The 16360-nt window shown below is 39.6% G+C and carries 15 protein-coding genes; 5 read left to right on the plus strand and 10 right to left on the minus strand.

Annotated features, from left to right (window positions below):
• Positions 1 to 80: 80 nt before the first annotated feature.
• Together pgi and tal are read right to left on the minus strand one after the other, a co-directional pair.
• On the minus strand, positions 81 to 1709 hold the full coding sequence (gene pgi, locus Q4575_RS12705) for a glucose-6-phosphate isomerase (RefSeq protein ID WP_215965320.1): 1629 nt from the start codon (positions 1707 to 1709) through the stop codon (positions 81 to 83).
• Positions 1710 to 1886: 177 nt separating this feature from the next.
• Positions 1887 to 2840 carry a transaldolase gene (gene tal, locus Q4575_RS12710; RefSeq protein WP_215965321.1) on the minus strand — a complete coding sequence of 318 codons (954 nt, stop codon included), beginning with the start codon at positions 2838 to 2840 and terminating at the stop codon, positions 1887 to 1889.
• 253 nt (positions 2841 to 3093) lie between these two features.
• Between tal and Q4575_RS12715 the strand changes: the two genes are divergently transcribed.
• Together Q4575_RS12715 and yaaA are read left to right on the plus strand one after the other, a co-directional pair.
• Entirely contained in the window at positions 3094 to 3576 is a 483-nt protein-coding gene (locus Q4575_RS12715) for a DUF3429 domain-containing protein (RefSeq protein ID WP_303523125.1), read from the plus strand.
• Positions 3577 to 3712: 136 nt separating this feature from the next.
• Complete coding sequence (gene yaaA / locus Q4575_RS12720; RefSeq protein WP_303523126.1) at positions 3713 to 4489, plus strand: peroxide stress protein YaaA; 777 nt, start codon at positions 3713 to 3715, stop codon at positions 4487 to 4489.
• 115 nt (positions 4490 to 4604) lie between these two features.
• On the opposite strand, the gene Q4575_RS12725 is transcribed toward yaaA, so the two are convergent.
• From Q4575_RS12725 to Q4575_RS12760, 8 genes are all read right to left on the minus strand, one after another.
• Positions 4605 to 5051: a hypothetical protein gene (locus Q4575_RS12725; protein ID WP_272181759.1), complete on the minus strand. Its 447-nt coding sequence runs from the start codon at positions 5049 to 5051 to the stop codon at positions 4605 to 4607.
• 148 nt (positions 5052 to 5199) lie between these two features.
• Entirely contained in the window at positions 5200 to 6135 is a 936-nt protein-coding gene (locus Q4575_RS12730; protein WP_215965325.1) for a tetratricopeptide repeat protein, read from the minus strand.
• 59 nt (positions 6136 to 6194) lie between these two features.
• Complete coding sequence (locus tag Q4575_RS12735; RefSeq protein WP_215965326.1) at positions 6195 to 7148, minus strand: hypothetical protein; 954 nt, start codon at positions 7146 to 7148, stop codon at positions 6195 to 6197.
• Between the two features lie 8 nt (positions 7149 to 7156).
• Complete coding sequence (locus Q4575_RS12740) at positions 7157 to 7714, minus strand: hypothetical protein (RefSeq protein WP_215965327.1); 558 nt, start codon at positions 7712 to 7714, stop codon at positions 7157 to 7159.
• Positions 7711 to 8256, minus strand: coding sequence for an RNA polymerase sigma factor (locus Q4575_RS12745; protein WP_215965328.1), 546 nt, complete (start codon positions 8254 to 8256; stop codon positions 7711 to 7713). Before Q4575_RS12745 ends, Q4575_RS12740 begins: the two co-directional genes overlap by 4 nt.
• Positions 8257 to 8479: 223 nt before the next feature.
• A complete protein-coding gene (gene suhB, locus Q4575_RS12750) occupies positions 8480 to 9283 on the minus strand; it encodes an inositol-1-monophosphatase (RefSeq protein WP_215965329.1) in 804 nt (267 codons plus the stop codon).
• A gap of 346 nt (positions 9284 to 9629) precedes the next feature.
• Positions 9630 to 9980, minus strand: coding sequence for a DUF2750 domain-containing protein (locus Q4575_RS12755; RefSeq protein ID WP_215965330.1), 351 nt, complete (start codon positions 9978 to 9980; stop codon positions 9630 to 9632).
• 9 nt (positions 9981 to 9989) lie between these two features.
• Positions 9990 to 12296 (minus strand): YgiQ family radical SAM protein, encoded by a 2307-nt coding sequence (locus Q4575_RS12760; protein WP_303523127.1) that lies wholly within the window; start codon positions 12294 to 12296, stop codon positions 9990 to 9992.
• Between the two features lie 199 nt (positions 12297 to 12495).
• Here Q4575_RS12760 and Q4575_RS12765 point away from each other — a divergent pair, with 199 nt between their 5' ends.
• The 3 genes from Q4575_RS12765 (at position 12496) to Q4575_RS12775 (ending at position 15917) form a co-directional block, all read left to right on the plus strand.
• Positions 12496 to 13266: a phosphatase PAP2 family protein gene (locus Q4575_RS12765; protein ID WP_303523128.1), complete on the plus strand. Its 771-nt coding sequence runs from the start codon at positions 12496 to 12498 to the stop codon at positions 13264 to 13266.
• A 578-nt stretch (positions 13267 to 13844) separates the two neighbouring features.
• Positions 13845 to 15332 (plus strand): sodium/proline symporter PutP, encoded by a 1488-nt coding sequence (putP, locus tag Q4575_RS12770; protein ID WP_215965333.1) that lies wholly within the window; start codon positions 13845 to 13847, stop codon positions 15330 to 15332.
• Positions 15333 to 15437: 105 nt separating this feature from the next.
• Complete coding sequence (locus Q4575_RS12775; RefSeq protein ID WP_215965334.1) at positions 15438 to 15917, plus strand: MarR family winged helix-turn-helix transcriptional regulator; 480 nt, start codon at positions 15438 to 15440, stop codon at positions 15915 to 15917.
• The last annotated feature ends 443 nt before the right edge of the window (positions 15918 to 16360 follow it).

Consider the following 16360-nt stretch of genomic DNA (forward strand, 5'->3'; position numbering starts at 1 on the left):
CTCAACTATAAAAATTAACTGTCAGGCAAAAAAAACGCCTCACTAAGGAGGCGAATTATAACACTATATTTGACAATGAGTTACTTGATGACCGCTCTAAACATGTCAACTAACTGCTGAGTAGACGAGTCGAGTTCCGGTTGCGCTTTATCTTGTAATGCGTCTAGCACTCGGTTACCTAACACTTTCCCTAGTTCAACACCCCATTGGTCAAAGCTATTGATATTCCAAATAACACCTTGAACAAATACTTTATGCTCATACAAGGCGATTAGAGAACCGAGTTGTTTTGGAGATAATTCATCCATCAACAGGGTATTTGACGGGCGGTTACCAGGCATAAACTTATGTTTAGCCAGTTTTTCCGCTTCGTCAGCATCAACGCCTTTTGCAAGTAAGGCAGCCTTGATTTCTTCTCTTGTTTCACCTTGCATTAACGCTTGAGTCTGCGCAAAACAGTTTGACGCTAACATTTGGTGATGTTCAATTTCGTCATGTGCCGGTTTTACTGGCAAAATGAAATCCGCTGGAACAACGGTATTGCCTTGATGCATTAGTTGGTGGAAGGCATGTTGGCCATTTGTGCCTTCGCCGCCCCAAATAATAGGACCAGTTGAGTATTCAATTTCTTCATCCTCGTGGCTCGTACGTTTACCGTTTGATTCCATATCCAGTTGTTGGACGTATGCTGGGAATCCGCGCAGATAATGCGAGTATGGTAACAATACGTGGCTTTGGCAGCCAAAAAAGTTGCTATACCAAACACCAAGTACGCCCAAGATTACAGGTAAATTTTCGGCTAAAGGTGTATTTTGGAAATGATCATCCATATCACGAGCACCGTCAAGTACCGCGGAAAAATTGTCGTAACCAACGGCAAGGGCAATAGGTAGGCCAATCGCTGACCAAAGTGAATAACGACCACCAACCCAATCCCACATTGGGAAGATATTTTCTTCAGCAATGCCAAATTCTGTTGCTTTGGCAATATTGCTCGAAACACACATAAAATGTTTTGCGATATCAGTAAATTTCGCACCAGACGCCAAAAACCACTCACGGGTTGTTAACGTATTTTGCAAGGTTTCTTGGGTCGTGAAGGACTTAGAACTCATTACAATTAGCGTTGTTTCAGCGTTTAATTTAGCCAAAACGTCAGTTATATGATGACCATCAACATTAGCAACAAAATGTACTTTGATTGCTTTTTGTTGATAAGGTTTTAACGCCTCAGTAACAATTTTAGGACCTAAAAATGAACCGCCTATCCCAATGGCAACAACGTCAGTAAATGTTTTTCCGGTGTACCCTTGGCGAGTGCCGTTGTGAACTTCTGCGACAAATTGTTTGATCTTGGCAAGCGTAGCGTGAACTTCATCAACTACGTTTTCGCCATCTACTAATACCGAATCGCCTTTGGCTCTGCGCAATGCGGTATGTAAAACTGCGCGTTGTTCAGATAAGTTGATAACTTCTCCGGCAAACATAGCGTCACGTTTTGATTCAACACCTGAGTCACGGGCAAGTGAAAGCAGGGCGTTCAAACTTTGCTGGTCTATTCGGTTTTTTGAGTAATCTAATGTAAATCCGCACGCTTTTGTGGTGAATGTTGCTGCTCGATTTTGATCGGCTGCAAACAAATCACGCATATGGCTCGGTTTCATGCGGTTATATTCTTGCTCGACATTTTGCCATGCTTGATTGCTCATTAATTGGTCCTCTAAAAGCTCTTTGATTGACGTTGTAATAAGTATTACAACGATATTTACGAAAATAAAACAAATCGATTTATAGCATTAACGTCTCCCACAACATTAACTCAATATCATCGAATTTATTAAACGTAAAGTGTAGTAGAAACGCGACCTAAAAGGTCGCGTTTAATTTTATAGTTTAGCTTGTAATAATGCTTCAAGCTTAACTTGGTCTTTGGCGAAGTTGCTTATGCCTTCAGCTAATTTTAGCGTAGCCATTGGATCTTCGTTATGATCCCAACGGAATTGCGCCTCTGTTAGTTTTTCAGGTTTAGCTTGAACTTCACCAGAAAACGTTAGTTTTCTTTCTAATGGTTGAATTTCTTGTTCAAGTTCGTCAAGTAATGCAGGTGCGATTGTTAGACGGTCACAACCAGCAAGTGCTTTGATTTCATCGGTGTTACGGAAACTCGCGCCCATAACGACAGTTTGATAACCGTGTTGTTTGTAATATTGATAAATTGAACGAACTGAAATAACACCTGGATCAGTTTCACCGGTGTATTCTTTTTGGTCCGTGTTGGCTTTATACCAATCTAAGATACGGCCAACAAATGGTGAAATTAAGTAAACGCCAGCTTCTGCACACGCACGAGCTTGGGCAAAACTAAACAATAATGTTAGGTTACATTGAATGCCTTCCTGCTCTAATTGCTCAGCAGCTTTAATACCTTCCCATGTTGACGCTACTTTAATTAGTACGCGGTCTTTAGAAATGCCAGACTCTTCGTATAATTTAATTAACTTGTGTGCTTTAGCAATAGTCGCTGCAGTGTCAAATGAAAGACGAGCATCTACTTCAGTTGATATACGACCTGGGATAACGGCACTGATTTCTTTACCGATTAATACGGCTAGCTTGTCACCCGCATCATCTAACTGTTGCTTAGGATCATTAGATTGGCTTTTTGCATAGCTTACTGCTTCATCTAAATAACTCACGTACTCTGGGATCTGAGCCGCTTTTAACAATAAAGAAGGGTTTGTCGTGGCGTCGACTGGTTGGAATTTTTTTATCGCTTCGATTTCACCCGTATCTGCGACGACAGTTGTCATTTCTCTTAATTGCTGTAATACACTTGCCATTTTTGGCTCCTAAAATTAACTGAATATTTGGTGTTTATCTAATTGCAGATTGGATTTTGTAGTTCTGTAACTTTATTACAAAAAACAGTCTTTCATCAAGTGGAATTCACATTTACCTGTAGGTAAATTACAAACTGTGACGCTATTGTACAAGTACAACAGGTAATTCTGTTATTATGATTTTTCTTGTGAAATAACGGAATTCTATTAAGGTAACCGCTGAAATTCCTTGCAATTAGAATATTGAACAAATATGACCGAATCATTACAACAAAATAGTCAAAATAGCCTGAACTCTCAAGTGCGCATTATCACCTTTGCAGGGGTACTCCCTTTTGTTTTCTTTACCTTTTGTGTTTGGTTTCCACAACTGAATCCATTTAAAATTGATGCCTTGGTTATTTTCCGCTTTTATAGCATCGTTATTTTAAGTTTTATGGCTGGGGCATTATGGCCTTTGGGTTTTATCGCAGATCTTTCGACTGATAAACGGCAAGTGGTTAGATCTGGACTGTTATGGGGCAGCATAATGATTGCACTTGCCGGTTGGGGAACTTTGTTTTTACTGCCTAAAGTGGCAATTTTTGTTTCAGCGTTGCTGTTTTTAGTCATTTGGCAAATAGAAAATAAAACCCAATTAGTGAAAAGTTATCCACAGTGGTATGCAAGTCTCCGGGCTGGTGTAACTATGGTTGTCGCGATAACACATATGTCCGTTTGGATGACAATTGCCTAAGCATATTTAAAGGTCCTCAAAGTGGGTTAACAATGTCATCGTAGGGACAAATCAACGTCATCGCTTTTTTATGTTAGTGCGTGGGCGTTAATTTGGTAAACTAGTTGCAGTTTATTGCAGTAATTGATGTTGAGATATGTTGTATTTAATTTCCCCCGCTAAAAATTTAGATTATGAAACACCACCTGCTATTGCAGAGTTCACTTTACCCGAGTTGATGGATGACGCTCAAGAGTTAGCAAAAGTCTGTGTTAAATTAACGCCACAGGATTTGAGCTCGCTTATGCACATCAGTGACAAATTGGCTGGGTTAAATGCAGCTCGGTTTACACAATGGCACCCAGATTTTACCACTGAGAATGCGAAACAAGCCGTTTTAGCGTTTAACGGTGACGTTTATAGTGGCCTTGAGGCAACTAAATTTAATCAACAAGAATTTGACTATGCCCAGTCGCATTTACGCATCTTATCTGGCCTTTACGGGATCTTAAGACCGCTTGACCTAATGCAACCTTACCGACTTGAAATGGGGACCCGCTTAGCAAATCCTCGCGGTAAAAACTTGTATGAATTTTGGGGCGAGATAATCACCAACAAAATTAATGAACAAATTGCGGTAACTGATTCTAATTTTGTGGTGAACCTGGCGTCTACCGAATACTTCAAATCGGTGAAAAAGAAACAACTAAGTGTGCCATTAGTAACGCCAATGTTTAAAGATTGGAAAAATGGTCAGTATAAAATGATCAGCTTTTTTGCTAAAAAAGCCCGGGGCATGATGGTTCAGTATTTGATTAAAAACCAAATTAAAGACCTTGAAAATTTACTTAAGTTTGACATGGATGGTTATGAATATAACGCGGACTTGTCTAAGCCAAATGAACCTTGTTTCACCAGACGTATTGCAGATTGATCTAGATAATTGAACAGCGTTTTAGCGCTCCATTATAAATTTAAAAGGGCTGTATTATTAATACAGCCCTTTTGTATTGTCGCTTTGTTAGGGTAAGAAGTGATCAAGCTATGGGTTAAGCTTTACTGTCATGCCAACTAAATTCACATGACTTGTCATATTCCTTCCAAACAACAGGTGTCCAGTGTTGTCCCGTTCTTATCTGTGATTTTGCATCCCGGTTAAACTTTGAGGCTAAGGCATATTTTTTATCCGCGCTCACATTTAAGGTTAATGTTTTCGCTTCGCTCGTGCCATTGAGTTGTCTAAAACGTCGAACCGTTTGATCATCTATCATTTCCTTCAGTTCGATTTCATGAGTCCCGACAGGTAAGTTCATTGTTTGTCTTTGGCCCATAATATTTTTACCATCGACTTTGTAAATAAAAGCAGGGTAGATGGATTGTGATTCTTTCGTAATGTTTTTTACCGTAATTTGACCACATTGTTGGTCAGCCAAAACTGTGCCAGAGAAAGACGCTCCAGCTGCTATTAGGCATGTTGCGATTATGATGTGTTTCATGTGTATTCCTCTTATTCATAAAAATGACGAACTAGAATTTTCAAATAAGGGCTGTCAACACTTTCCCTAACAGCCAATGTTTATTGTTAACTTCATTATTAAAGACAATACTCGACGGTTATTGGTTACAAATAAATATGATAAAAGGTTATCCACCGCTGCCCATAATAGCGGACAAAGCGATATCATTGAGTTCGCCTGCCAATATTTGGTATTGGCTAATACTCATACCTGTGCAAGTTAAATTTCGTTCACAGGTTTGGCTAAATATTTTAGAGCCGGTATTAACTCGATATTTTTCAGGTGAGATATGAGAAAAGCGCTGAATCTCATAATCAAATATTTCAATTAACGATGGTGCGCGAACGGTTATGACCTCTGTGCCATCGTCTTCAGGCCAACGAAACGTAGATTTTCTCTTGGCTTTTGAGTTTGGAGCCTGCTGAGTTTCGATGCTGTCAGATGTCTTATTTTGAATGGCGCCATTCGATTTTTTCGCAACGACTTGTTGCTCCGTATTGGCTTCTGTTTCCTTAGCTAAATTTGTGATGATCTCGTATACATCAGGTAAGTTGTCGGCATTAACTTCCCCTTTTAAATAGATATGCTCGATAAATTCCCTAACCTGCTTGTTATTCTGTTCATAGGCTTTAGTTAGCCATTTGTCAGCATCTGAAAGTGATTTTTCACCTAATTGGCCACGATAGTAAATAACACCGAGGATAAATGAAGATTGCCCACTGCCATTGCGGGCTGCCTTTTTAAAGTATTTTAAAGACTCATCGTAATCAAAATTTTCTTTGTCGGTAAGGTAGATATAACCAAGTTTGAACTGCGCTAAGGACGAACCAAATTTTGCAGCCCGACGATAAGTTTTTATCGCGCTGGAGGGATCTTTTTTCGTGCCGTATCCTACCCAATACATATCTCCTAAGGCGTACATTGCATCAGCGTAACCACGTTTAGCATACTGCCTAAACTCTTTAAAGTAAGTCACACACTCAGCATCAAGACATTCTTCCATTTGATTGGCAAAGATTGTTGGATTAAAAAAAATCAAAAAAACGATAAATAATTTTTTCATTTCAAGCTCCTTGTTTATTTACTTGCATTCATTACGTTAAATACGATGTGTCAGTTCTGTTAATCGTCATGCCACTTTAGTTCGCAATTTGCATCCGAGACTTCTAATACACTAATTTGCCATTCTTTATTATCGTTAATCATTTCAGCCGCGAGCAGATAATTTTTGTTTGGTAGAACATCAAGCGTGAATTCCTTTTTTTCATGAAGGGTTTTAAACATCGGACGCTTTTTTGTATATCTTGCTGCGGGTTCAGATTTAAATAGAAGTTTATGACGGCCAGCTTTTAGTCTTACAGAGTTTAGGGCCCCGTTTTGCTTTGAAATAATACCCATAGTGGAAACGATTTGACCGCTGAAGTTTTGGGTCGTTTTACCATCGATACGGCGCAGTTCTAACGGAAAAAACGTTCTGTCGCTTCTGGCTTTTGGGATCGTGTATATACGCCCACATTGATCTTCTAAGTTGTCTAATTTTAGGGTGAAGCCAGGAATATCAGTGACACTTAACACGGCTGTTAAGGTTTTTCGCTCGCCACCTTGCTGTACGTCTAATTTGATACTTTGTTTGTCGGTGAAACTACGAACAAAAGAAGAGAAGGCAGTAAGTTGGCTTCTATGGGCTGGAATATCATCGAGGAAAAATAGTTTATCGCCGGAATTGAGTCCCAATTTTTCCGCTACGCTACCTGGGGTGATACCGACTATATGAAAGTAGTTGTCGTTACTTTGAACATCGAGCACTAAGCCTAGATCACTAATACGTGTGGGTTCTGAAGACAATAACTGTTCAAAATCACTTAATGAATTACCTCTTTGCGCCTCAATGTTTTTAACCCGTAAAATAGTTTCAGTTGTGGTTTGCTTTAATTGCGCTAATAATTTTGCTGACTCAGGTGATAATGAATTTGTTTCGTCATCACTGAATGGCTGTCCTTCAACATTTTTATTCGCTAGTAGCGAGCCACTTGAGATAAGTGCTGAGATAAATAAAATAACTTTTACATAAGACATAACAATCCCTATATCTTCATTGTGGCAGGCGAAGTGGTTTTAGCTAAAATCCTTTCGATTTCAGATTTTCGTTGACGCCACAAATCGTGAATAACAACTTTATTACTTTGACTTAAATATGCGTTTTGGATCTGACTGTCTAATAACATCAAATTATGATTAATCTGAGCGGTTTCACTATAATCATACTGCCTTGCCATTTGCTTTTGTAATTCAGTATTTTGATCTATCAAAAGGCTTGTCTCTCTGTCTATCGTGTTATTTTCGGGCATCAAAAAATATACTGAAGTTGCAAATAAAATGCTCGCGGCCATGGCAAACCATTTGGGTTGTAATTTTAATTTAGTGACATTTGAAGTTGGATTTTGGGCCCGTTGAAAATCGTCCCAACTAGGTGCGCGCTTATTTTCGATATTTGTTGTTAACTCGGTTTGCATGTTCAAATTGGCAAACGAACTTCGTATTGCAGTCAAATTATTGAATCGAGACAGACACTCCTCACATTGCATAATATGTGGCTCGTCACCTGTGGATCCTAAAAGTTGTAAATCGGTTAAATGTTTCATTGTTCTGCCAATACTTTTAGTTGCTGATAACAACGCATCAAGACAACTTTTGAGTAACTCACTGACTTATCCAATAACTCAGCAATCTCTTTATGTTTATACCCTTCAATTTCGTGAAGGATAAAAACGGTTCTGTATTCGTCATTAACCCGCATTAACAGAGAATTTATATCTCGAACCGCACTAAGCCAATTCTCGTTAAACAGACTTGTCGTTTCGATAATATCCTCTTCGGGGAGTTCGCAATTAAATTTGTTTTGTACTTTAAGCTTGTTAATTGCTTGGTTAATCACAATTCTTTTTAACCATGCAACAAAAACCTGTTCACCTTGGTATTGCTTTATATGGCGAAATACATTGATAAATGCATCCTGTAAAACATCCTGAGCCAACTCGTGATGCTTTACCATTCGCAGTGCAATACCATAACCTATACCGCTGTATTGTTCGTAAATTGCTTTAAATGCAGCTTCATCACCAACTTTTGCGCGCTCTAGTATCTCGTTTGAGACAAGTTGGTTAAATTCCGTATTTAAAGGCATAACATCCATAAATTTCGAGTTTTATCTAAAGACAATGGGATCGTTCAAAAGGTTACAAAAAATTTAACCATATAGGTTTTTTTCTTTAGTATCGAATTTTAGCGAGATTTATCTGTGTTGGAGGATTGGTATAAGATAGCGAAATGCAGATATAAAAAAGCCCGTTACATTGAACGGGCTTGATAAGTTAAACCAAAACGTTTGAGTTTTGGATTAGCGGTAATTACTTAGAACGTAAACCGTCGTTTAAGTGTGGACGAATCGTTTTTAAAATTGAGCCCAATACTTTTGGTGTTGCGACAACGATATTGCCAGATTTGTCGAAGTTGTTACCACCTTCAAAGTCAGATACTACCGCACCCGCTTCAATGGCGATTAATTGGCCGGCAGCTGTATCCCAAGGCTTTAAGCCCATTTCCCAAAAACCTTCCATACGACCTGCAGCGACATAAGCCAAATCTAATGCAGCTGAACCGGCACGACGCATATCCGCTACTTGTGGGAATAGGTCAGCAAAGATGTTTTGATAAGCATCAAGTTGGTGTTTTTGTTTGAACGGAAAGCCTGTTCCAATTAACGTACCTGAAAGGTCACGTGCTTTAGAAACACGAATGCGTTTGCCGTCTAATTGAGCGCCAGCACCTTTCGATGCAGTGAACATTTCACCACGAATAGGATCTAAAATTACGGCCTGTTCTAATTTTCCATCAACCTTAAGGGCAATAGAAACGGCAAAGTGAGGGATGCCTTTAATGAAGTTTGTTGTGCCATCTAATGGGTCGATGATCCACTGATATTTTTCGTCGCCTGCAGTAATTCCACTCTCTTCAGCAATGAATGAGTGATCTGGGAAAGAGGCTTTGATAGTTTGGATGATTGCTTCTTCTGCTTCCTTGTCAACATTAGTTACAAAGTCATTAGAGCCTTTTAGTTCAGCTTTAACCATATCAAGTTGCTCGAACGCACGAGCGATAATTTTACCAGCATTACGCGCAGCACGGACTGCGATGTTTAACATCGGTTGCATTTACAATCACCTATTTGTAGAAAGAACGTAAGTATTCTGAATATTCGAAGACACGGCAACGCCGCAGAGTCTTATACAAGCTTTCGCTTTGAGCTCTACATCAAACATCAGAACAGATTACTAAAGAACATTTTTTAAACAGTCGCGCATTGTAGAGATTTTTTGAAAAAAGTAAATAGTTAATGCTAAAAATGTGGAGGCAATGGCTAATTTTGACTAGGGTTGTAGAGGTTTTGCACAGGAGTGGCTGAATAAATCAGCAGCAGTAAACAAGCGATAATTTGGCAGGGTTAAACGAAAATTTAACCCAAACCAAATGTGTTAACTGTTTAAATATTAAACAATTTTATAGCGCTTCAATTTCAGCAACTTCCTGCGTAAAGTCGACAACTTCTAATTCTTCGCATGGGCCATTATCTTCCCAGTCTAAGCCGATTAAAATGTCGTCTTCTTTTAGTTCCTCAAACCAAAACTCTAACCATTCAGCAACAGAAATTTGAGTTGGGACAAAATCAGACCATTCATCAACACAACATTTTTGTGCCATAGACTCTGTAGACCATAACGGCATTGTTTCTGCGTTTTCAAAATTTGAAGAATCGGCAACAACCCATCCGTCATTCGCTTTGTCGTGTAAACCCCATAACATTTGGGTGGCTTTTACTTCTTTAAAAAATTCTGCAGTTACGTCAGACATATTGATTCCTTACCGGGTACGGTTTTTAGTATTTGATTTTGTTTTTTTTGTCGACGTCGATGTTGAACCACTATTATTGCGGCTCGATGACGCAGGAGCTGGTTTTTTGCCATGTTTAAATTGGCCAAGCCCTGTATGACGAGACAATGCTTTTTGTCCACGACCACCTTTGCTAGCAGACATACGTTCTTCATCTGCGGATGCTGGTGGCACTAAGTGTTGTTTACCGTGACCGATTAACTTAGTCAGGCCCATGTCTTTTAAGGCATGGCGGATCATTTTCCAGTTTTTTGGATCGTGATAACGCAAAATAGCCTTATGTAAACGACGTTCTTTTTCGCCACGAGGGATCGCAACAAGATCGTTTTGACGTTTAACTTTATGCAGTGTATCAATTTCAGTGTGATACATAGTTGTCGCCGTCGCCATTGGCGATGGGTAGAAGTTTTGCACTTGATCGAGTCTGAATCTGTTTTCTTTTAACCAAAGGGCTAAGTTGATCATATCGTCAATAGTTGTACCAGGATGCGCAGCGATAAAGTAAGGAATAAGGTACTGCTCTTTTCCTGCCTCTTTCGAGTACTTTTCAAACAACTCTTTAAATTTGTCGTAGGTGCCCATACCCGGTTTCATCATCTTAGACAATGGACCTTCTTCGGTATGTTCAGGCGCAATTTTTAGATAACCACCAACGTGATGAGTAACGAGTTCCTTGACGTAACGTGGGTCTTGGATCGCTAAGTCATAACGCACACCAGAGGCGATAAGAATTTTCTTCACACCCGGCAATTCACGCGCTCGCTGATACAATTTAATCGTAGGTTCGTGGTCGGTGTCCATGTGCTTACAAATATCGGGGTAGACACAGGATGCACGGCGACATGTTGCTTCGGCTTTAGCGCTTTTACAACGCAACATATACATGTTGGCCGTTGGGCCTCCTAAATCAGAGATGACACCAGTAAAGCCTGGAACCGTATCTCGAATTTGTTCAATTTCATTGATGATTGAATCTTCTGAACGACTTTGAATAATACGACCTTCATGTTCGGTAATTGAACAGAAAGTACAACCACCGTAACAACCACGCATGATATTAACTGAGGTTTTTATCATTTCGTAGGCTGGAATTTTTTTACCTTCATACTTTGGATGAGGGATACGCGCAAATGGCATTCCAAAAACATAATCCATCTCTTCCGTTTCTAAAGGAAACGCTGGTGGATTGATCCAAACACTCCGGTCACCGTGACGTTGGAATAACGCTTTAGCACAACCAGGATTGGTTTCCTGATGCAAAATTCGGTTGGTATGTGCATATAGAGTTTGATTTTGTGACACAACTTCAAACGCTGGCAGTTTAATGTAAACACGATCCCATGGACGTCTTAACTGCGCTTTGGTTTTTTTCTTGTCGTATGGTTGTACAACAATCGCTTGGCTGGCGTCTTTATCTACTGCGCTTTCTTCTATGGCTTGATCTTTATTGCCACAAGTATTTGGCTCGTAATCTTGATAAGGGCTATAGAGAGGGTCGATGATCCCTGGTTTGTCGATTTGTGTCGAATCAATGCCTTGCCAATCTGGTAACGCATCTTTAGTTATAATTGCGGTGCCACGAACGTCTCTAATATCTTTTATATCTTCACCACGAGATAAACGATGCGTGACTTCAACAAGCGGGCGTTCAGCATTACCAAAAACCAACATGTCGGCTTTGGAATCAAAAATGACACTTCGGCGTACTTTGTCTGACCAATAATCGTAGTGACTAATGCGGCGTAAGCTTGCTTCTATTCCACCAACAATGACCGGGACACCTTTGAAGGCTTCGCGACAACGTTGTGAATAAACCGTTACTGCACGGTCTGGGCGTTTACCACCTATATTGTCTGGCGTGTAAGCATCATCATGGCGTAATTTACGGTCCGATGTATATCGGTTGATCATTGAGTCCATGTTACCGGCGGTAACCCCAAAATACAGATTTGGTTTACCGAGTCGTTGGAAATCATTTTTACTTGTCCAGTCTGGCTGGTCGATGATCCCAACGCGAAACCCTTGAGATTCCAGCATTCGGCCGATAACCGCCATACCAAAACTTGGATGGTCGACATACGCGTCACCCGTAACAATAATTACATCGCAGGAATCCCATCCTAGTAAATCCATTTCTTCACGAGTTGTTGGTAAAAATGGCGCTGGACCAAAACATTCCGCCCAAAATTTTGGGTAGTCCCACAACATTTGGTCACTATGGACGGTGGCCTGTGGTGGTTTGACTGCTTTTGTCGCAACAGTAGATTGAGATTGCATAAATAGATGTACCCGAGCTTTGCAATTAAATATCAACTTGAACAAATTTTGTACAAGAAATGAAGACGCGGGATTATACAGAAATTTGATCAGAAGTGGAAAAGGGTTTTCCCTATATTCGAACTTTTCATAAATATATAACTTGAAGCTTTGCAATTCCGCCTTAGAATAGAGGCGATTTTTTGTCTAAAGGTGCATTATGAGTGAACAGATGGAATCGGCAACTGAATGTGTTGAACCGAGAAAAACAATAACAAAATCAACATGGTTTGGACTTGCGGCGTTTGTTTTAGTTTCGTTGTTTTTCTATTTATTCCCGCAAGTAGACTTGTGGGTTTCAAGTAAATTTTACGATGAACAAAATGGATTTTATTGGAATGAAACCCAATTAGTTCAAATAACCTACGATATCTTTAAGCATATGCCTAAGTTATTGCTACCAGTCATGTTTATATTTTTACTTTTAAGTATTAAAAACGTGTATTGCAAAATCCGTCGGCATTTGTGTTTATTTGCTTTAGTCACTTTATTAGTTGGCCCAGGTATAATTGTCCACAATGTATTTAAAGATCATTGGGACCGAGCTCGTCCAAGAACGGTTGTCGAGTTTGGTGGTGACAAGACGTTTTCTCCTGCGTGGGTAATCTCGGACCAATGTGAACGTAATTGTTCATTTGTCAGTGGTCATGCTGCAATGGGCTTCTACTTTATGATCTTAGGGTGGTTACTAGGTTCACGTAAGTGGTTCTACATCGGTTTAGGTATAGGCGCGGCCGTTGGCATGATACGAGTTGTGCAGGGAGGTCACTTCTTAAGTGACTCCATCTTGGCTGGGTTTATGGTCTACTGGACAATTTGGGTATTTGCAAAATGGATGCGGGTTCCTAATCCAGGAGACGATTGGCAATGCCCACAAGTTGAAAAGCAGCGTAAGTTATGTGAGCAAGAAAAAGCCGCTGAATCAGCTTAATTTATCTTTATAGTCATAGCATCACGTTCGACAATTTTATTTGGAATAGAATTGTCGTTCGTGAGATTGTCCCCTCGAAAACCTTTCGTTTAGTAAGCATTATTTTACAATTCATCGTGCTACACCTCTCTTCATCATAATTTGTTTTCTACTATTCCCTACCGAACTCATCGCTTGGTTCTCTTAAATACCCTTATCTTTGTTGCCTTTTTCATATGTTTTTTCCGAACTGATTAGCTTACTAATTAACTAAATGTCTATGTAACCTTGAAATAATTACTAATTTCGCCCAGAATACTTAGTGTTCTAATAGTTAGAGGTGGAATCATGTTTACTGGTAAGCGATTAAGTAGAGCACCGGATTATATTGGGTATCTTTGTTTTTGGTTGATTATAGGTGTTTATGTGGTGCCCACTATGGCTTTTAGAGGTTTGTGCAGTGCTGTCAATTATTTGGACAGGCTTACACAAAAGTGGTTATATGGTTAAATTAATTCGTAGACGAATTAATTATTGATTGCGCCAGAGAGAATGTTTATACATTCTTTCTTTGTATTTAACACACGATGAAGTTGATTATGTCGATAGATTATTCAGTTGTTTCTATAGTTTTATATTTTGTATTATTAATCGCAATAGGCTTTTATGCCATGCGTCAATCCACATCTAATAACAGTGAATATTTATTAGGGGGCAGACAAGTTGGCCCGAACGTCACTGCTTTGTCCGCAGGTGCGTCTGATATGAGTGGCTGGATGTTGTTAGGATTACCTGGCGCAGCTTACACCACTGGCATTGGCAGTATTTGGTTGGCTATTGGTTTGGTGATAGGTGCTTATGTTAATTATCTCATTGTTGCACCAAAACTGCGGGTTTACACTGAGCTTGCTAATGATTCTTTAACCATTCCTGAATTTATGTCTCGTCGATTTATGAAAGACAAAAGTCACCTGCGACTTATCGCGAGCGTTGTTATCATCCTATTCTTTACCGTATATACGGCGTCTGGCCTTGTTGCCGGCGGCAAGTTATTCTCCTCAGCATTTGCGACATCTTATTCATTTGGGGTTTTTGCAACGGTAGGAATTGTAGTCGCATATACTGTTATGGGCGGATTTTTGGCTGTGAGCTTAACCGACTTTGTACAGGGGGTTATTATGCTCATTGCCCTCATTGCAGTGCCATACGTTGCATTTATCTCAATTGATACAGTGGCACAGTCAACGAGTTTTGGTTCTCAGTTTTGGGAGTTGTTAACCAAAGAGGCCAATTTCGAAATTGTTGCCTCCATTAGTTTATTTACCTGGGGGCTTGGTTACTTTGGGCAACCACACATTATCGTTCGATTTATGGCGATAAGCAGTCACAAAAAATTACCACAGGCTCGAAGAGTTGGTATAAATTGGATGATCGTATCTATTATCGGGGCGTTATTAACCGGTATTGTCGGTGCTGCGTATATTAAATCTGTTGGTACACAATTGAGTGACCCTGAAACGATATTCATTCATTTGTCGCAAATTTTGTTTCATCCTTTAGTTGCTGGCTGGTTATTAGCAGCAATTTTAGCGGCGATTATGAGTACGATTTCCTCACAGCTTTTAGTGTCATCCAGTTCGCTTGTTGAAGATCTTTATAAAGTTTACTTTTCAGAAAACGTAAGTCCTGAAAAATCACTAATTATCAGCCGTGCTTGTGTAGTGGTTGTTGCTGCTTTAGCGTCACTTATTGCACTTGCTGAATTAGGCGGTGTACTTAAATTGGTCTCTAGTGCTTGGGCAGGTTTTGGTGCCGCATTTGGTCCAGTTATTCTATTCAGTTTATGGTGGAAGCAATTAACTGAACAAGGCGCAATTGCAGGCGTATTAGCAGGTGCTATTACTGTATTTATTTGGGGTTATATTCCATTGTTACCAAATGGACTAACATTGAGCTCTGAGTTTTATGAACTGTTACCAGCATTTTTAATAAGTTCCTTGGTTATTGTGATTGTAAGTAAACGCACACAAGTACCATGTGAAAAGACAACTGAGTTATTTGAGCTAACTAAAAATTCATTAAGTTAGTGGTCAAATAATTTGAATAATAAATAATTGCTAGTGGATTCTATGTTGCCAACATTTGTGAAGCAGAGTAGAGTTCGGCATTTTTAAGATTACGGCGGGTGTACATTGGAAAAATATGAAGAGTTGTTAGTCGCAATTCGGCAAATTATCCGCGCAATTGATTTGCGTTCTAAGAAGTTAAGTAAAGCAGTTGGGATCACCGGCCCACAACTGTTGGTTTTGCAGGAAGTTTCGGCTTTACCAGGACTGACATCAAAGCAGGTATCGGACAGCATTAACTTATCTCAAGCAACGGTAACGAGTATTTTAGACCGTTTAGAGTCAAAGGAGTTATTGGTGCGTAAACGCGATAGTGAAGACCGCCGAAAAGTTTCTTTATATTTGACCGACCTGGGCGTGGAAACATTAAAAGATGCGCCACGTGCAATGGAAGATACGTTTATTGAAAAGTTTGAAAACATTGAGCCTTGGGAGCAGACATTGTTGTTATCAAGCGTTCAGCGAGTTGCAAGTATGATGAACGCAGGTGAACTCGATGCAGCACCAATTCTTAATCTAGGTGAAATTCACGCACCTAAAGATTGATTGCATTGCAGTATTAAAGAACAAAACCGCTCTAACTAGAGCGGTTTTTTTGTATTTACCCATTAATGTCGGTTACTCGAGTCGTCACAGCAACTGTACTCAATATTAGTTGAGGCGGGGTTAGGCACATAATTTTACTACAATCAATTAGTTTTGCTAAGCGCAAGAAACCAGCATGGTTTTAGCAATACTCTTTCCGCTGACTGCAATGCCCAGTAGCTATCATCTTTATCCTAAGCTTAAATATCGCGACCTTACCTAAAACATATTCTGTTGTTTAATACGTCCAAACTGCAAAAACGAAATGGATTGGCTCATCAGGGTTGTAGTGGAAGATAAAATGTTTCCTGTAAAAGCGTAAACACCAGTGTTTCTTGTTTATAATATTAGTTTACGAAATATATATATCGAATGAAAATAAACCGCCATAACATTATATAGCC

This window comes from Psychrosphaera sp. 1_MG-2023 (genome assembly GCF_030548245.1).
In the GTDB taxonomy this organism is placed as follows: Bacteria; Pseudomonadota; Gammaproteobacteria; order Enterobacterales; family Alteromonadaceae; genus Psychrosphaera; species Psychrosphaera algicola.